This window comes from Micromonospora sp. DT41 (assembly GCF_049841715.1).
GTDB lineage: Bacteria > Actinomycetota > Actinomycetes > Mycobacteriales > Micromonosporaceae > Micromonospora > Micromonospora profundi.
The window spans coordinates 390708-406455 of record NZ_JBNCKU010000002.1; the positions used below are offsets into that span (position 1 = coordinate 390708).

13 protein-coding genes are annotated in these 15748 nt (G+C 69.3%); 9 read left to right on the forward strand and 4 right to left on the reverse strand.

Features of this window, described 5'->3' with window-relative positions; genetic code table 11:
- Positions 1 to 149: 149 nt before the first annotated feature.
- The 7 genes from ACLQ23_RS05805 to ACLQ23_RS05835 all read left to right on the forward strand — a co-directional run bounded on the left by ACLQ23_RS05805 (position 150) and on the right by ACLQ23_RS05835 (position 8209).
- Positions 150 to 392, forward strand: coding sequence for a YciI family protein (locus tag ACLQ23_RS05805; RefSeq protein ID WP_425880416.1), 243 nt, complete (start codon positions 150 to 152; stop codon positions 390 to 392).
- A 106-nt stretch (positions 393 to 498) separates the two neighbouring features.
- The gene (locus tag ACLQ23_RS05810) at positions 499 to 3591 is read left to right on the forward strand and encodes a Tn3 family transposase (RefSeq protein WP_425736061.1); all 3093 of its coding nucleotides are present in this window, start codon (positions 499 to 501) and stop codon (positions 3589 to 3591) included.
- A 636-nt stretch (positions 3592 to 4227) separates the two neighbouring features.
- Positions 4228 to 4443: a hypothetical protein gene (locus tag ACLQ23_RS05815; RefSeq protein WP_425880417.1), complete on the forward strand. Its 216-nt coding sequence runs from the start codon at positions 4228 to 4230 to the stop codon at positions 4441 to 4443.
- Positions 4444 to 4837: 394 nt separating this feature from the next.
- Positions 4838 to 5425 (forward strand): recombinase family protein, encoded by a 588-nt coding sequence (locus ACLQ23_RS05820; RefSeq protein ID WP_425736059.1) that lies wholly within the window; start codon positions 4838 to 4840, stop codon positions 5423 to 5425.
- 408 nt (positions 5426 to 5833) lie between these two features.
- Complete coding sequence (locus tag ACLQ23_RS05825) at positions 5834 to 6511, forward strand: LPXTG cell wall anchor domain-containing protein (RefSeq protein ID WP_425736058.1); 678 nt, start codon at positions 5834 to 5836, stop codon at positions 6509 to 6511.
- Between the two features lie 551 nt (positions 6512 to 7062).
- Positions 7063 to 7596: a hypothetical protein gene (locus ACLQ23_RS05830; RefSeq protein WP_425736057.1), complete on the forward strand. Its 534-nt coding sequence runs from the start codon at positions 7063 to 7065 to the stop codon at positions 7594 to 7596.
- A 334-nt stretch (positions 7597 to 7930) separates the two neighbouring features.
- Entirely contained in the window at positions 7931 to 8209 is a 279-nt protein-coding gene (locus tag ACLQ23_RS05835; protein WP_425736056.1) for a hypothetical protein, read from the forward strand.
- A 329-nt stretch (positions 8210 to 8538) separates the two neighbouring features.
- Here ACLQ23_RS05835 and ACLQ23_RS05840 read toward each other — a convergent pair whose 3' ends face one another.
- Positions 8539 to 8703, reverse strand: a complete 165-nt coding sequence (locus tag ACLQ23_RS05840) for a hypothetical protein (RefSeq protein WP_425736055.1) — start codon at positions 8701 to 8703, stop codon at positions 8539 to 8541.
- A gap of 179 nt (positions 8704 to 8882) precedes the next feature.
- Positions 8883 to 9266: a hypothetical protein gene (locus ACLQ23_RS05845; RefSeq protein WP_425880418.1), complete on the reverse strand. Its 384-nt coding sequence runs from the start codon at positions 9264 to 9266 to the stop codon at positions 8883 to 8885.
- Positions 9267 to 9370: 104 nt separating this feature from the next.
- On the opposite strand from ACLQ23_RS05845, the gene ACLQ23_RS05850 reads away from it, so the two are divergent.
- Positions 9371 to 12349, forward strand: a complete 2979-nt coding sequence (locus tag ACLQ23_RS05850) for a Tn3 family transposase (protein WP_425880419.1) — start codon at positions 9371 to 9373, stop codon at positions 12347 to 12349.
- A 59-nt stretch (positions 12350 to 12408) separates the two neighbouring features.
- Here the strand turns inward: ACLQ23_RS05850 and ACLQ23_RS05855 are convergent, their stop codons facing one another.
- Both ACLQ23_RS05855 and ACLQ23_RS05860 read right to left on the reverse strand, forming a co-directional pair.
- Positions 12409 to 12900: a hypothetical protein gene (locus tag ACLQ23_RS05855; RefSeq protein WP_425880439.1), complete on the reverse strand. Its 492-nt coding sequence runs from the start codon at positions 12898 to 12900 to the stop codon at positions 12409 to 12411.
- A gap of 17 nt (positions 12901 to 12917) precedes the next feature.
- Positions 12918 to 13982, reverse strand: a complete 1065-nt coding sequence (locus ACLQ23_RS05860; protein WP_425880440.1) for a MerR family transcriptional regulator — start codon at positions 13980 to 13982, stop codon at positions 12918 to 12920.
- 228 nt (positions 13983 to 14210) lie between these two features.
- Here ACLQ23_RS05860 and ACLQ23_RS05865 point away from each other — a divergent pair, with 228 nt between their 5' ends.
- Positions 14211 to 15428: a tyrosine-type recombinase/integrase gene (locus ACLQ23_RS05865; RefSeq protein WP_425880420.1), complete on the forward strand. Its 1218-nt coding sequence runs from the start codon at positions 14211 to 14213 to the stop codon at positions 15426 to 15428.
- The last annotated feature ends 320 nt before the right edge of the window (positions 15429 to 15748 follow it).

Consider the following 15748-nt stretch of genomic DNA (forward strand, 5'->3'; position numbering starts at 1 on the left):
CGGTCACCACCAGCCCGAAGCCGTACGGATGTGCCTGCCACCGACCGTGTGCTCGCCATTACTGTGCTTCAGGGTGTCGATGAGCGGGGAGCTCGTTCGTCGTATCAGTGCACGGGCCGACCGGGCCCCGAGACCAACGGACCTGACACATGGCCAAGTACATGCTTCTCATCTACGGCAATGAGCAGGAGTGGGCCACCATGACTGCCGAGGAGATCCTGAGTCTGGATGACGGCCACGCGGCTTTTGTCGCGGCAGCCGGCTCGGCGGTGCTGAGCAGCCACCAGCTGGAGCCGGGCGGAACGGCGACGACCCTGCACGGCGATCCGGCCGGCCGGGCCACCCCGACCGACGGGCCGTTCCTGGAGACCAAGGAAGGGCTCGGCGGTTAGGCCCGTGACTAACGATCTTGCGGGAACTGGCGTTAAGCGTCTGGGCTGAGGTCATGGCCAGCCGATGGGTATTCGGCTTCGCGGATGTCGCGTAGTTTGATCGTTCGTGTCTGAGGTGGACGAGCAGCAGGTCGGGGACGGGGACGAGAGGTCGTTTCTGTCGGCGCGGCAGGTCGCGACGTACGGGTGTTTCGACGGGCCGCCGCCGGTGGAGGACTTGGAGCGGTTCTTCTTCCTTGATGACGCTGACCGTGTGTTGCTGGCCAAGCGTCGGGGCGACGGCAACCGGTTGGGGTTCGCGCTGCAGTTGACGACGGTGCGGTATCTGGGCACGTTCCTGGATGACCCGATCGATTTGCCGTCGGTGGTGGTGGACGTGCTGGCTAGCCAGTTGGGAATCGCGGACGCCTCGTGTGTGAAGACGTACGTAGAGCGGGCGAACACGAAGTGGGAGCACCGTCGGGAGATCATCGTTGCCGACGGGTGGCGGGAGTTCGCCGACGTCCGCGAGGACTTGACTGCTTGGATTGATCATCGGGCGTGGACGACGGGTGCGGGCCCGAAGGTGATCTTTCAGGGGGTGCTGGCGTGGTTGCTGGCCCGTCAGGTGCTGCTGCCTGCGGTGCGGGAGTTGGAGCGGCTGGTGGCCCGGGTGGTCCGCTTGTCGCACGTGCGGTTGTGGACGACGCTGGCGGCGATGGTGACCGCTTGGCAGGCCGGTCTGCTGCTGGACTTGGTCGAGGTGCCGCCGGGGCGGCGGGTATCGCCGCTGGAGAGGCTGCGTCAGGGTCCGGTCGACCGCACCGGCAAGGCGATGGCGGGCGCGTTGAGCCGGGTCGCTGAAGTCGCGGATCTCGGCCTTGGGCAGGTGGACCTGGGTGTGGTGCCGCGGCGGCGGGTGGTCGACCTGGCCCGTCGGGGCATGTCGGCGAACGCCACGGACCTGCGCCGGACGAGTCCGTATCCGAAGCGGCTGGCGACGTTGTTGTCGACGGTGGTGTACCTGGAGGCCAAGGCCACCGATGACGCCCTGGAGCTCTTCGATGTGATCATGACGAGCGAGTTGCTGGCGCGTGCCGAGCGTCAGTCCAACGCCGACAAGGCCAAGCGGTACCCGCGGGTGGCCCGTGACGCCTCCAAGCTGGCGGCGGCGGTGGCGGTGCTGCTGGCGTCCGAGGATTGGAGCGAGGACCTGACGGTCGCGCGGTTGTGGGACGCGATCGAGGACGTGGCCTCTCGGGCGGAGTTGCGCGGCGCGGTCGAGCGGGTGCACCAGGTGGTGCCGCCGGGGGTCGATCCGGATGGTGAGTGGCGGACGGCGTTGTTGACCCGCTATCCCCTGGTCCGGCGGTTCATTCGGCTGCTGACCACCACCATCGAGTTCGGGGCCACCACGGACGCCGCGCCCGTGCTGTACGCGCTGACCAGCCTGCCGGACCTGCTCGACGCCGACGCGACCAGGCGGGTGCCGGCCGGTTGTCTGGACGCCCGGAAGGTCGCCATCGAGGTGATCACCCCCGGTTGGCGGAACCTGGTGCTGCGCAAGGACCGGCCGGCGGAGACGGTGGACAAGGTCGCCTACGTGTTCTGTGTGCTCGACCAGTTCCACCAGCGGCTACGCCGCCGTGACATCTTCGCCGCCGCCTCCTCACGCTGGGCCGATCCGAGGGCGCTGCTGCTGTCGGGCGCGGCGTGGCAGGCCCGGCGGGCGGATCTGCTGGACTCTCTTCAGCTTCCCGACGACCCGGCCGACTTGCTGAGCGCGTACTCGGCTGAGCTGGACGGCATGTGGAAGCACATGGCGCGGCGGGTCGAGGCCGGGGACGTGACGGTCGACGGCGAGGGCCGGGTGCGCGTCGCCGCGGTGAAAGCCGTACCCGAACCGGACTCCCTGGGCGAGCTGCGGGAGCGGTGCGAGGCGATGATCCCGGAGGTCGACATCGGGGAGTTGCTGCTGGAGGTGATGGGCTGGCAACCGGGTTTCGCCGCCGCCTACACCCACGTCTCCGGTGGCGCCCGCCTGGACGCCGGCATGGACCGCACCCTCGCGGCGGTGCTCACCGCCCAGGCCCTCAACGTCGGTTGGAAGCCGGTCATCACGGCGGGTAATCCGGCGTTGACCCGCTCGAGGATCAGCCACGTGTACCAGAACTACGTGCGCGCCGACACCCACGCCGTGGCCAACGCGGTGCTGATCAGCGGGCAGGCCGGGATCGGTACAGCGGAGGTGTGGGGTGGCGGGCTGGTCGCCGCCGTTGACGGCACCCGGTTCGTGGTGCCGGTGCGCTCGATCCACGCCCGGCCGAACCCGAAGTACTTCGGCCGCAAACGCGGCGCCACCTACCTCAACATGATCAACGATCAGGGGGTGGGGATCGCGGGCATGGTGTTGTCCGGCACCCCGAAGGACTCCCTGTACGCGGTGGACCTGATGTACCGCCGCGACGGCGGGCCACGCCCGGAGGTGTTCGTCTCCGACACCGGCTCCTATTCCGACATGGTCTTCGGCCTACTCAAGCTTCTCGGCGTGGACTACCGCCCGGAGCTCGCCGGACTACCCGACCAGAAACTGTGGCGGGTCAACCCGAGCGCCGACTACGGACCCCTGAACACCGCGGCACGCGGGAAGATCGACCTGGCGAAGGTCCGCCGGCACTGGCCGGACATCTGCCGAATCGCCGCCTCGGTGCACTCCGGCGCGATCAGCGCCTCCGACGTGATGCGGATGCTGCAGCACGGCGGCAACCCCACCCAACTCGGCGACGCCCTCGCGCACCTCGGCCGGATCTTCAAGACACTGCACGTGCTGTCCTACGCCGACCGGGAGGGCTACCGACGCGACATCAAGCGGATCCGCAACCTCCAGGAGGAACGCCACGGCCTGGCCAAGCACGTCTTCCACGGCCGCAAGGGCGAACTGCGGGAGGCATACCACGCCGGAATGGAAGACCAACTCGGCGCCCTCGGTCTGGTCGTCAACGCGATCACGCTGTGGAACACCGTCTACCTGGACCGGATTCTGGCCACACTGCGCGCCGACGGCTACCAAGTGCGCGATGCCGACGTCGCCCGACTTCACCCCTACTGGTTCAAGCACGTCAACGTCCACGGCCACTACAGCTTCACCCCGCCCGACCTCGACGCCGACGGCCGCCGCGCCCTACGGGACCCCGAGCAACCCGACCCGGACGACGCCTGACACGCCGGGTCGAACGGACGATCAACCATCCGGGATCTCCGCAGGGCGATTACGTCAACCGTCCGGTGTGGCGGCCCCGGCCAGGGCCGCTGGGGAGCGCGGCGAGCCCAGGCGGGTGTGACGGGAAGGTGCTCGTGCCGCTCGGTGCTTCCCGTCGTTGGCCTTTTCGCCTCATGCCCCCACCCCCGTGCATGCGCATGCGCATGCGCAGATGCACGGTGCACGTCGCGGTCATGGTGATGGCACAAACATGCTCACCCCCGGGCTGTACACGACATCAGCACCGCGGGTAAGCGCGATGGCGCCGCCTGCCCTTGGCGTGAGGTTGGCAGCCCCAGCCCGCCGCCTGCGATTGGGAAGGGGCACGGCTGTCACCACCTGCCCCGCGTACGCCCCCATCCGGGTGGTCTCCCGACCGCCGCCGAACGAGGCGGCGGCATCGGCATCACTGGCCGTCCTGGTGGCGCGCGCCGCGCACGGTTCGGCAGGTCGCGAAGAACATCCAACTTTCGCGACGCCGCAACGCCTACCCTGGCCGGGAACCGGCCGGCTTGAGGGGAGGGGGCTGGCATCAGCGAACTCGTCGTCGCCTGCCATCCGCGACACTGGGGCGGCCCGGTCATTGTGTTCATCCGCGTGCGCCAGTTGGCGGTGCTGCCCGAATCGATGCTGCAGATCACCGGGACGCAGCTCAGCCGCGACGGCACACCCTGGGGCGAGATTACCGTGCGCATCCAGCGGCGGGCGCTGGCGGAGGTGATCGACCATCCACCCCGCGCCGCCGCCGCTGTCGACGGGATCGCCGCGCTGGCCTGGTCCCTCGCCGGCCACCCACCCGAGGGCGTGCCATGATGCGCCCGTGGCCGGCACCCCACCCCCCGGGTGCCGGCCACGCCACGCGCCGGCGGCGACCCGGGACGCGGCGGGGAACAACACCCGGGATGCGCCGACAACGCCCCCACACTGTAGGCATCGACCGGCATCACCGCCGGATGGCGCGCCGAAGCTGCCCGCGGTGTCGCCCGCCCAGCCGAGCCTGCGGTGGCCGGGCGCGCCATCCGGTCACTGTTGGCGGCGAGCGCCCGGGCGAGAACACTCAGTAGGGTCCAGGGCGTCGAGGATGCGTCCGGTAACGATCGTTCGCTTGACACCCGGGCACCGGTGATGTTCGCCCAGGTCGCATCTGTAACGGAACCCGTGTCCGCGCCTTCGTAACGCGATCGGGGGTTCGCGATACAGTCACCGCATGCGGATCGGCTACGGACGGGTCTCCACCCGCGACCAGAACCCCAACGCCCAGCACGATGCACTCACCGCGGCCGGCTGCGAGCAGATCTTTGTCGACAAGGCGTCCGGCAAACTCGCCCGCCGCCCCGAACTCGACAAGGCGCTCCTGGTCGCGCACCGGCCCGGGGATCAGCTCGTGGTCACCAAACTCGACCGGCTCGGCCGCTCCCTGGAACACCTCATCGAACTTTCCGCACAGCTGCAGCAGCGCGGCGTCGACCTGGTCGTGCTCGACCAGAAGATCGACACGTCAGCCGCAATGGGCCGGATGTTCTTCCAGATCCTCGGCTCCATCGCCGAGTTCGAACACGCCCTCATGTCCGAACGCACCCTCGACGGCCTGGCAGCCGCCCGCGCTCGCGGTCGCACCGGCGGCCAGAAACCCAAGCTCACCCCGCGCCAGGCGAAGATCGCGCGGGAGATGCACGAGGAGACCGGACCCGACGGACGCCGACTGCACACCGTGGAGGAGATCGCCGCTGAGTTCGGCGTCACCCGCCCCACCATCTACCGGCACCTGTCCAAGCTGCCCACCGAGGCCGGCTGAACAGAACGGACACCCACCCCACAGTCCTGCGAGCATCGCGGCTGCTTTCCGTCCACTCGTCCAGCGACTTTGGGGCTTGGTGACACCTACCCAAGCAGCACAAGTCAGCAACGCCTCGCGCGAACCGAAGCCGGATCACCCAGATCAACTTTTGGCCCCTCCTCGCAAGATCGTTATTGACCACCTGTTTGCCCTGGTCAGCGATATCCGTTGATTTTTCCGCTAGGACTACGGGCACCCCCTCTGGCAGCACGGTCGCCTGGGTCCGCTGCATGGCGGGTTCGCCTCGCCGGGCTCACTGCTGACCTCCACCCCGCAATACTTCCATAACCGCCTAAAACGCTCACACGGGCCCTATTGTCGTTCGTGTTCGTGTTCGCGTTCAGACTCATGACGGGGGTTGTGCGAGTGAGAAGACACATACGCCGATACGCGGCAGTCGCCGCGATGGCCGCGGCGCTACTGGTGGCGTGGACCGCGCCGGCCGCAGCGCAGCAGACGATCGACATCAACCCGGGCAACGTGCCCACCAACGCAGCGCAATTCACCCAGAACTGCGACCCGAACCTCGGCGGCGGCCCCTACCCGAACGAGGACGTGTGGGTGTTCAACCTGCCGGGCAACCCGCAGACCTCCGGGGTGTTCGAGTCGGTCACCGCGACCTTCTCCACCCCGCAGGGCACCGTGACCCGCACCATCCCCACCGACGGCGGGCAGATCGTCAACAACCTCGGCACCAGCAAAGCGTGGATCCGGCTGCCCGCGGGATGGACGCTGACCGACGCGACCGCCACCATCAGCGGCGAGGCGTCGTTCTTCGTCCTCACCCACACCTGCGCAGCCAGCGGCACACCCACTCCGACGCCCACCCCGACAGGGTCGCCGACCGGCACACCCACCCCCACCCCGACCTCGACCGGCACACCCACCGGCCAGCCCACCCCCACCCCGACGAAGTCCGAGTTGCCCGTCACCGGCACGGGCCGTGGATCCGGGCCGCTCGGCCTGGCCACCGCCGGCGTGCTCACCCTGCTGGCCGGGACAGCCCTGGTGCTGGCGCGCCGCCGCCGCGACACCCGCGGCTGACCACGCCCCGCTCAGCGTCGGCGCAACAAGCAGGTGACCGGTGCGGTCACCCGCGGTCGGCACGGGACGCCACCTCCTACGGCGCCCCGTGCCGGCCGCACCCACCAACCCGTTCGCGCCGCCGCCCCGCGGACGCCGTCCGATCGAGGAGGTACCGATGCGGCGTGCACCGACGGCGCGCGAGCAGCACCTCCGGCAGGCCACCGTGACGGCTGCACGCCCTCGCCGCGGACAACCGGGCAGCCGTCGACGCCGCCGCCCCGCACCTGCTACGACATCCCCGGACCTGGCGTCACACCGTGCTGCACCAGACCGCCGAGGCCACCCCCGCCGCGGCGCACACCCCGCAGATGGCGACGTCGTCCCGCACCGGTGTGGCCTCACCGCCGGCATGGCCGCGGTGCGGAGCTTTGCTCCTGTGGAGCCGCTCTATACGGCGGCGAACCGGGCACGATGGCGTCCCCGTGACAAGAGTGTTCACCGCGATCGGCGGCCACGAACCGGCGGATCGGCCGCGACGGGTCTTCCGGGTTCTGCGAAGGAGTGAGCCGGTGGAGAAGCCGAAACAGCAGGGTCGGTCGCTCACGTTGCTGCGCGCCGTGGGTGAGGGTGTGACGGCGGTGGCTGCCGGGGATCCACATGCGTTCGACGTCGCGGCCAGGCGCCTGTGGCGGATGTCCGCGCCATCGACCCCGCGAGTGCTGGAGATGACAGCGCGGCTCATGCTGGAGGAACTGGTTGACGACGCCGCCCTGGCCGCGACGGCATGGCCGGCGCTGGCCCGCTGCCGGGATCGGGCCCGGCGTTGGCTGCCGCAGGTCGATGAGGAACTGCTGGCCGTGTTGCTGTTCGTCGGGGCATTGGGCGGTGAGGACACCGGGTGGCTACCGGAGCCGGCCGCGACGCGGCACCGGCTGCTGCTGATCGCCGAGATCGCGACCACCGGTGACCTGCGGGTCGCGGCGTTCCTGGATGCCGCCCTGGCCGCTCACGACCGCGCCGGTCACGCCCTACCGGCAGCGATGACGCCGGCGTGGCTGCCCCGCACGCGCCTGCCGTCGGACCCGACGCCCACCGGCAGGTAGATCGGCGGCGCATCTCTGATCCGGGCGGGCAGGAGAGCCGCCGCGACCCACGTCGATCCCTGCGGACCGAGCGGAATACGCACCTGTCGACAATCCCGCCCAGGGCTTGTCCAATCGGCGAGCGCCCACGCCGCAACGTGATAGGACGGTCACCATCGCCGTGGATCGACGTCAACGTCCGCGGTCCAAGGTCGCACGGGGCAGACCGAAAGGACCGGCACATGACCGGAGCGCCACGACAGCATCCGACGGGCACACCGCGCCCTGTCAGTCCGCTACGCCAACGCCGGCGCGCCCCGCACCACCGCCCGCCAGTCGCGCGGCAGGCGACACGATGAACGGGCACCTGCCCGTCACGCCGAACTGGGGCTGCGCCGACTGCGAGCAGGAATGGCCATGCCCCGACGGCCGGCGCAGGCTCCTCGCCGAACACCACCGCACGCCGGTCCTGCTCTTCCACTGCCTGAGCTCCTGTTATGCCAGCGCCGTCGCCGACCTGCCGGGCACCGTCGCCATACACCTGCACGCCCGGTTCCTGGGCTGGCTACCCCGCACACCACCGCCGAACGCGGCACCGACCACCCGATACCTACAGAGGACAACCCGCGACTGAGACCACGACGACGACCTGCTATGACACCCCCGCACGTGGCGTCACACGGTGCTGCACCACACCGCCGAACTCCTCACCGCCGAGGCCCACCCCGCGCCAGCGCACACCCTGCAGACGCGGCGTCACTACCTGACAGGCAACCCGCGATAGGCACGCCACAACGACGCCGAACTGCTGCACCTAGCCACCAACGCCGCCCACCGCCGCGGCGCTATGCCGGCGGGTCCGGCCGGCGCCTGGCACCAGCCGCTGCTGATCGCCTGCCTCACCCACCTCGCCGACACCCGAGCCTCCGGCGTTCACTGACCACCAGCGGATCTGCGATCGCGTCATCGGCGGCCATCCACCACCACCGCCAGCCGCAGGTCCCGGTGCGCCCGATCCCCCGCCTCCCGGGCGGCCATCTCGTCCGGATAGGCGTCCACCGCGCGCGCGAGGACCACCTCGCCGTACACCAGCAGCCACCCGTAGCGGCCCGGCACCACCGCCCGCACCCGCACACCCCCAGAGCGCGCCAAACGCACCGACGCCGACGCGCACGCCCAACACGGCCCCACGCTTGGGTAACTGTCCCAGCCCGGCAAATATTTGATCTTGATTGGGCGTCCGCAGACGGACCGGCCCCGCGCAGCATCTCGTGCTGGCGGGGCCGATCAGCTGTTCGTGGTCGGTGTCAGTGGGCGGCTTTGTGCTCGTGGAGGTCGAGTGGTTCGAGGTCGTCGTCTTCGTCCTGGTCGTCCTCGGGCTCGGCGGGGCCGTAGAGGTCGGGGAAGCGCAGCGGGTCGGGGCCTTCTTCCCAGTCGAGGCTGTCGGCGTCGGGCCAGCCGGTGCGGTCCTCGGCGATGTGGATTGCGTGGTTGGTGGCGGGGTCGGTGTCTCCGTGCATGGGTTCCATGCGTTCGTCGTAGACGAGGAACTGCCCTCGGTGGTCGCGGGCGAGTTGGATGTCGTCGGGGTCGATGCAGAGGACGACTTTGTTGATCTCGGTGTGTTCGGTGTCGTCGTCGATCTCGACGCAGACCATGATCGGAGCGTCGTACCGTACCCACCTGCGCATGGTCTGTCCTTCGTGTCCGCCGGGCGTTGGGGTCGGCGTTCAGGGTATCGACGCCGGTCCTGGGTGGTCGTCAACCGTGGATCTTCGTCTGCCAGGGTGTTGCGGTGCGCCGGGAGTGGGAACTCGATGACCTGATCGCGTCGTGGACGCTGGTCGACGCCGACCACGAGTTGCTGGTCGGCAAACATGACGTGCCGCGGTTGAGCTGCGCGGTGATGGTGAAGTTCTTCGAGATCGAGGGCCGGTTCCCACGTCACGTCGGCGAGGTCCCGCCGGCGGCGGTCGACTACCTCGCCCGGCAGCTCGGGCTCACCGCGGGTGAGCAGGCGCGGTTCGAGGTGACCGGCCGCAGCGCGGAGCGGTTCCGTACGCAGATCCGTGACGCGTTCGGGTTTCGGGTGTTCGCCCGCGGCGACGAGGACAAGATGATCGCGTGGCTGGCCGAGCAGGTCTGCCCGAGCGAGCTGAACGAGGACCGGCAGCGTGATGCGGTGCTGGCCCGGTGCCGGGCAGAGAAGCTGGAGCCGCCGGGGCGGATGGACCGGATCGTCGGCGCGGCGAACCGGATCGCTGACGCCCGGTTCTGCGCGGACACCACGGCACGGCTGCCGGCGGACGCGACGGCGGCGTTGTGGGCGGTCCTCGGCGACGACCAGGACGACGAGCCGGACGACGCCGACGCTGTCACAGGTGGCGGGGTGAGCTTCTTCAACGAGTTGAAGGCGGACCCGGGCAAGCTCGGCCTGGAGACCCTGCTGGGCGAGATCACGAAGCTGCGCCGGGTCCGGGCGATCGGCCTGCCGGCCGGGCTGTTCGCCGACGTCGCAGAGAAGCGGATCGCCCGGTGGCGGGCGCGGGCGGCGGCGGAGTACCCGTCGACGCTGCGCCGCGACCACCAGCCCGAGGTGTCCCTCACCCTGCTCGCGGTGCTGTGCTGGTGCCGGCAGACCGAGGTCACCGACTCCCTGGTCGAGTTGTTCATCGATCTGGTGCGGGTGATCAACACGCGGGCGGAGCGGCGGGTCGAGCGGGAGCAGATCGCCGAGTTCCGCCGGGTCGCGGACAAGGACAACGTGCTGTACCGGCTGGCCGGGGTATCCGTGGCCCATCCGGACGGGATCGTCCGCGACGTGGTGTACCCGGCGGTCGGGGAGCAGACCCTCAAAGACCTGGTGGCCGAGGCTCGCGCGACGGAGTCACGGCGCCGGGCCCGGGTCCGGACGGTGCTGGCCAGCTCGTACTCGCACCACTACCGGACGATGCTGCCGAAGCTGCTGGACGCGCTGGCGTTCCGGTGCAACAACACGGCGTACCGGCCGGTGATGGATGCCCTGGAGGTGCTGCACCGGTACAAGGACCGCGACGGCCGGCTCACCCACTACGAGCGGGCGGACCGGGTGCCCCTCGATGGGGTGGTCAAGGCCGACTGGCGTCCCGCCGTCGTCGACGACCGGGGGCGGGTCGAGCGGATCCCGTACGAGCTGTGCGCGTTGCAAGCGCTACGCGACGCGGTCCGCCGCCGGGAGATCTGGGTGGAAGGCGCCCGCGCCTGGCGTAACCCGGAGACGGACCTGCCGGTCGACTTCGACCTGCACCGCGACGTGCACTACACCGCGATCGCGCAGCCGACCGACCCGACCGAGTTCGTCACCGCGCTGCGGGCCCGGGTGGACACTTCGCTGGCCCGTTGGGCGGACGCGATGCGCGCCGGGACGGCCGGGACGTCGATCGGCACCCGCAAGGGACAGGTGTGGATCTCGGTGTCGAAGCAGCCGGCCCAGCCGGTCCCGGAGAACTTGGACGCGGTAAAGGCGGAGGTGATCCGCCGGTGGGGTGTGGTCAGCCTGCTCGACCTGCTCAAGGAGGCCGACTGGCTGACCGACCTGCACACCGAGTTCACGTCGATCGCCACCCGTGAGCACCTGAACCCGGGCGAGCTGCGTAAGCGACTGCTGCTGGTTTTGTTCGCGCTGGGCACGAACATCGGCATCAAGCGGATCGTGCACTCCGGCGACCACGAGGTCACCGAAGCGCAGCTACGCCGCACGAGGCACCTGTTCGTCAACCGCGACGGGCTGCGCCGGGCCATCGCCGCCGTCGTCAACGCGACCCTGCGCGAACGCGACGAACGGTGGTGGGGTTCCGGCACAGCCTGCGCCAGCGATTCGAAGAAGTTCGGGTCGTGGGAGTCGAACCTGATGACCGAGTGGCACGCCCGCTACGGCGGGCCCGGCGTGATGATCTACTGGCACGTCGAACGCAAGAGCGTCTGCGTGTACTCGCAGCTCAAGACGTGCTCGTCGTCGGAAGTGGCGGCGATGATGGAGGGCCTGATCCGGCACGCCGCCGACGTCGACTCGCAGATCACCGCGAACTACACCGACACCCACGGCGCATCGGTGGTCGGATTCGCGTTCACCCACCTGCTCGGCTACCGGCTGCTGCCCCGGTTGAAAAACGTCGGCGCAGCCCGCCTCTACCGCCCGGCCGACGGGGCCAGCTACCCGGGTCTGGAGCCGGTGCTGACCCGGGCGATCAACTGGGACCTGATCACCCGCGAGTACGACCAGATGATCAAGTACGCGCGGGCGTTGCAGCTCGGCACCGCTGAGGCCGAGCAGATCCTGCGCCGGTTCAACACCCGCGGCCCGAAACATCCCACCCTCGCCGCGATCGAGGAGTTGGGCCGGGCGGTCCGGACGGCGTTCATCGCCGACTACCTCGCCGACCCTGCGCTGCGCCGCGAAATCCACGAGGGCTTGCAGGTGGTCGAGCAGTGGAATTCCGCGAACGTGGCTATCCACTACGGCCGCGAGGCCGAGTTGCCCGGCGCCGACCGGGAAGCCCAGGAGATCTCCATGCTCTCCCTGCACCTGCTCCAGTCGGCGCTGGTGCTGGTCAACACCCGCATGGTCGACCGCGTCCTGGCCGAGCCCGACTGGGCGGCCCGGCTCACCGAACATGATCTGCGCGGCCTCACCCCCTTGTTCTGGTCGAACGTGGCGCTGCACGGCACGTTCCAGCTCGACCTGAACAAGCGCATCGACTACGACCACGGCACCGGTCCCGTATCGCCGGTTTGATCCGCACAGGATGGCAGCAGCCTTCAGGAACGGGCGGGGGTGCTGTGCTGATCGAACCGTCAGCCGTGTGATGACGGGTGGGAATCGAGACGTTGCGTCGAGCCTGTGTCCAGGGCTTCAGTGACGTTCTGGATGCCGCTGCGGATCATGGTGCCGTACTGATCGTCCGGCAGGTGCTGGACGAGGCTCCGGGCGGTGGCCAGGTGTTCACGCGCTTCGGCGGGGTTGCTCAGGCGTCGGTGGTCATCGGCGAGGTTGAGGTGCAGCGACGGCAGGAATGCCTGGGCCTGTAGCGAGTGGTGGTACTGCTGAGCGCGTTCGTCGGTGAGGTCGGAAACGGCGGCCAGGGCACGCTCGTCCCACAGGAGTTCCGCTTCGGTGGTGTCCTGAAGATCGGCCAGGTAGTGCGCCAGGGTGCACCGGTGGAAAGCGTCGCCGGCGACGCCGATCCGGGCCCACAGTGCGGTGAGAGTGTCGCGGGCCTGGACCTTCTGCCCTGATCGGCCGAGTTCCACCGCAGCGCCGATGCTCATCATCGTCTCGTCGGGCATGGTCTGAGCGGGCTGGTTCACGATTCTCCTTGATGTCCGGACGGTGTGCCTGCCTTCACGGGCATGGCCAGGGTGGTGAAATCGCCGCCATCGGCTGAGCGGACGACAACAGGCAGATCGGGCTGGCTGATCTGCAGCATCACGTCAGGGCCGACGCTGGCCGCGAGAGCCGGATACAACGTGGCGAACTGGAAACTGATCGCTACCGGCCCACCAGTGATGTCGGCGGGAACCGCAATCGCCGCCTGGGGATGAGCGGACGATCTGATGCTCAGATCGCCGGCCACGACAAGATCGAGGCGCGCTTGCGGATCGTCGCCGAGGGCGGCCAGAAACAGGCCACGCGGAGCGACCACCCGAGTCAGAACCTCGGGTAGGCCGTCGAGGACGACCCGGTAAGCAGGGAACATCTCCTTCATCGTCGGTAGCAGCCGTTCACCACCGGGCCCGTCGAGGCGGACGTGCGAGTCGGCGAACCGCAGCTGCACGATGTCCTGCTCACCGATCCACTGCCGTGTCTCGTCCAGGAGTGTTGCCGTTACGACCGCCGCTGTGGGCACCCGACGCCGCCATCCCCTGACGGACATCGACCTGATCGCCAACCGGTACCGGTCGGTCGCCACCAATCGGAGCTCTCCCATCGCCGCCTCGATCAGGACTCCGCCGAGCACACGGATCTCCCCAGTCCTGTCCGCGGCTGGAGCGACCTGCCCGATCGCCTCGGCCAGGATCCGGCCGGGCAGGGACACGACGTTGCTCGTTTGATCTCGGATCAGGGCCAGGGCGGTGGTGGCGTTGGCGCGGGCGACCTCGACGGCGCGCTCCATCGCGCGCACATGAGCTGCCAGCAGTTCCTCGGCCACCTCGACCGGGCCTGCCAACAACCGCCGCACCTCGCCCAGAGGCAGCCCCGCTTCCCGTAGTTGACGGATCAGGATGACCTCGTCGATCTGATCCAGCGAGTAATACCGATATCCGGTGACCGCGTCGACCGCGTCAGGCCGCACAAGACCGCAGTCGTCGTAGAACCGCAGAGCGCTCGGGGTGACATTCGCGGCCCGCGCGAACACCCCGATCGTCATCCGATCGTCTTGTTCCCTCACGCGGCCCATCCTGGGGCCTCAACCAACACGAAGGTCAAACACATGGTCGTCATGTGAAAGCGAACGCCTCCACCGCCTACTTCAGATAACTCTCGTTATCTGAAGTAGGCTCCGGGAGTGACTTCAGATAATTCGCACCAGGGTGTTTGGGAGGGTGGCGAGACCACTTCAGATAACACGCGGCCCGGTGCGCGGCGCCGGATTCAGATGTCGCGTCAGCATCCGTGGCGCGAGCAACACCCAGACGCCGTGCGAGTCGACCGGGCCACGAAGTGGGGCAACCCCTTCGACGTCAACGAGCACGGCCGCGCCAGCGCGATCGCCCAATACCGGACTGCGCTGCTCGCCGGCGAGCTGCCCGGTATCGGCAAGCAGCCGGGCGTCACCGTCACCGACGTACGCCGCGAACTCGCCATGCGGACCCTCGCCTGCTGGTGCCCACCGGACGCCGCCTGTCACGCCGATGTCCTCGCCGCGATCGCCGTCGGCGAGGACGGGCCACCGCGGCGCGGCCGCGCCCCGGTCGAGCTACCCACCAACCTGCAAGAGCGGCTGAACCGCTACACCGACCAGCTCGGCAAGGCCAGCATGCTGGCCGCCCACACCCGCCGCACCTACACCTCCCAGGTCCGCGGCTACCTGGCCTGGCTCGACGGCGCCGACGTCTGGGACACCGGCGGCCCCCTCACGGATGAGGCCGCGCGCGACGGCGCGGTACGTGATTACCGCGCCCACCTGCAGACCGTTGCGCAGCGCAAGCCCGCCACGATCAACGCGGCGCTGGCCGCGGTCGGCGACTTCTACACCCGTACCGGGCTCGGCGTACCGAGCGTGGCCCGCCTGGACCTGCCGCAACGCGCACCGCGGGCCCTGGACGCCCGCGACACCAAGCGCTGGCTGCGCACCGTCGAACGGTGGCCGGCCACCCGCGACCAGGTGACAGCGCTGCTGCCGTTCTACGCCGGCCTGCGTCTCGGCGAGATGGTCGCACTGAACGTCGAGGACGCTCAGCTGTCGGCCCGCAAGGGCGTCATCGTCGTGCGCTCCGGTAAGGGCGGCCGCTACCGCGAGATCCCGGTCCACGCGCAGCTGCGCGAACCGCTCCACCGGTGGATCACCCAGGAGCGGCAGGGCTGGCTCGGCGCCGAGGGCCCGGCGCTGCTGCTGAACTACCGCGGCGAGCGACTCTCGACCCGCGGCGCGCACAACATCTTGACCACCATCGCCGAACAGGCCTGCATCGACGACTTCACCGCCCACGTCCTGCGGCACACCTTCGGCACCCGGCTGGTCCGTGACGGTCACGACCTGGTGCTCGTCGCCGAATTGATGGGCCACGCCAGGGTCGAAACCACCCGTGGCTACAGCTTGCCCACCGACGTCGATCGGCAGACCGCTATCGACAGTCTGCCCACCGACCGCTGACCGCGCCAAGATCAAATATTTGGCGGGCTGGGACAGCTACCCAAGCTCAGGGCCAACACGCCGCGAACGAGCCATGGCTGTAGTCACCACACACCGCCACCGCCACACCCGAACCCGAACCCACCCCCGAATCCAGCAGCCGCCACCGGAACCGGCCCGCCATCCTGTCTACCTGCACCACCGCACCCGTCACCACGCCCCCCGCCGCCGCACCCGAGCCCGCCACTGTATCGGCATCGACGAATGCAATCAGGCAGCGACGCCGTGTGCACACGGTCGACGCAGGCTCGTCAACCGCGGAGGTCAACCGCGGAGGTCAA

What these genes read in the sequence shown, in the direction of transcription:
- ACLQ23_RS05805 (WP_425880416.1), top strand. Translation starts at nt 150, where the DNA reads ATGGCCAAGTACATGCTTCTCATCTACGGCAATGAGCAGGAGTGGGCC.
- ACLQ23_RS05820 (WP_425736059.1), top strand. Translation starts at nt 4,838, where the DNA reads ATGCGGATCGGCTACGGACGGGTCTCCACCCGCGACCAGAACCCCAAC.
- ACLQ23_RS05835 (WP_425736056.1), top strand. Translation starts at nt 7,931, where the DNA reads ATGAACGGGCACCTGCCCGTCACGCCGAACTGGGGCTGCGCCGACTGC.
- ACLQ23_RS05845 (WP_425880418.1), bottom strand. Translation starts at nt 9,266, where the DNA reads ATGCGCAGGTGGGTACGGTACGACGCTCCGATCATGGTCTGCGTCGAG.
- ACLQ23_RS05855 (WP_425880439.1), bottom strand. Translation starts at nt 12,900, where the DNA reads ATGCCCGACGAGACGATGATGAGCATCGGCGCTGCGGTGGAACTCGGC.
- ACLQ23_RS05860 (WP_425880440.1), bottom strand. Translation starts at nt 13,982, where the DNA reads ATGACGATCGGGGTGTTCGCGCGGGCCGCGAATGTCACCCCGAGCGCT.
- ACLQ23_RS05865 (WP_425880420.1), top strand. Translation starts at nt 14,211, where the DNA reads ATGTCGCGTCAGCATCCGTGGCGCGAGCAACACCCAGACGCCGTGCGA.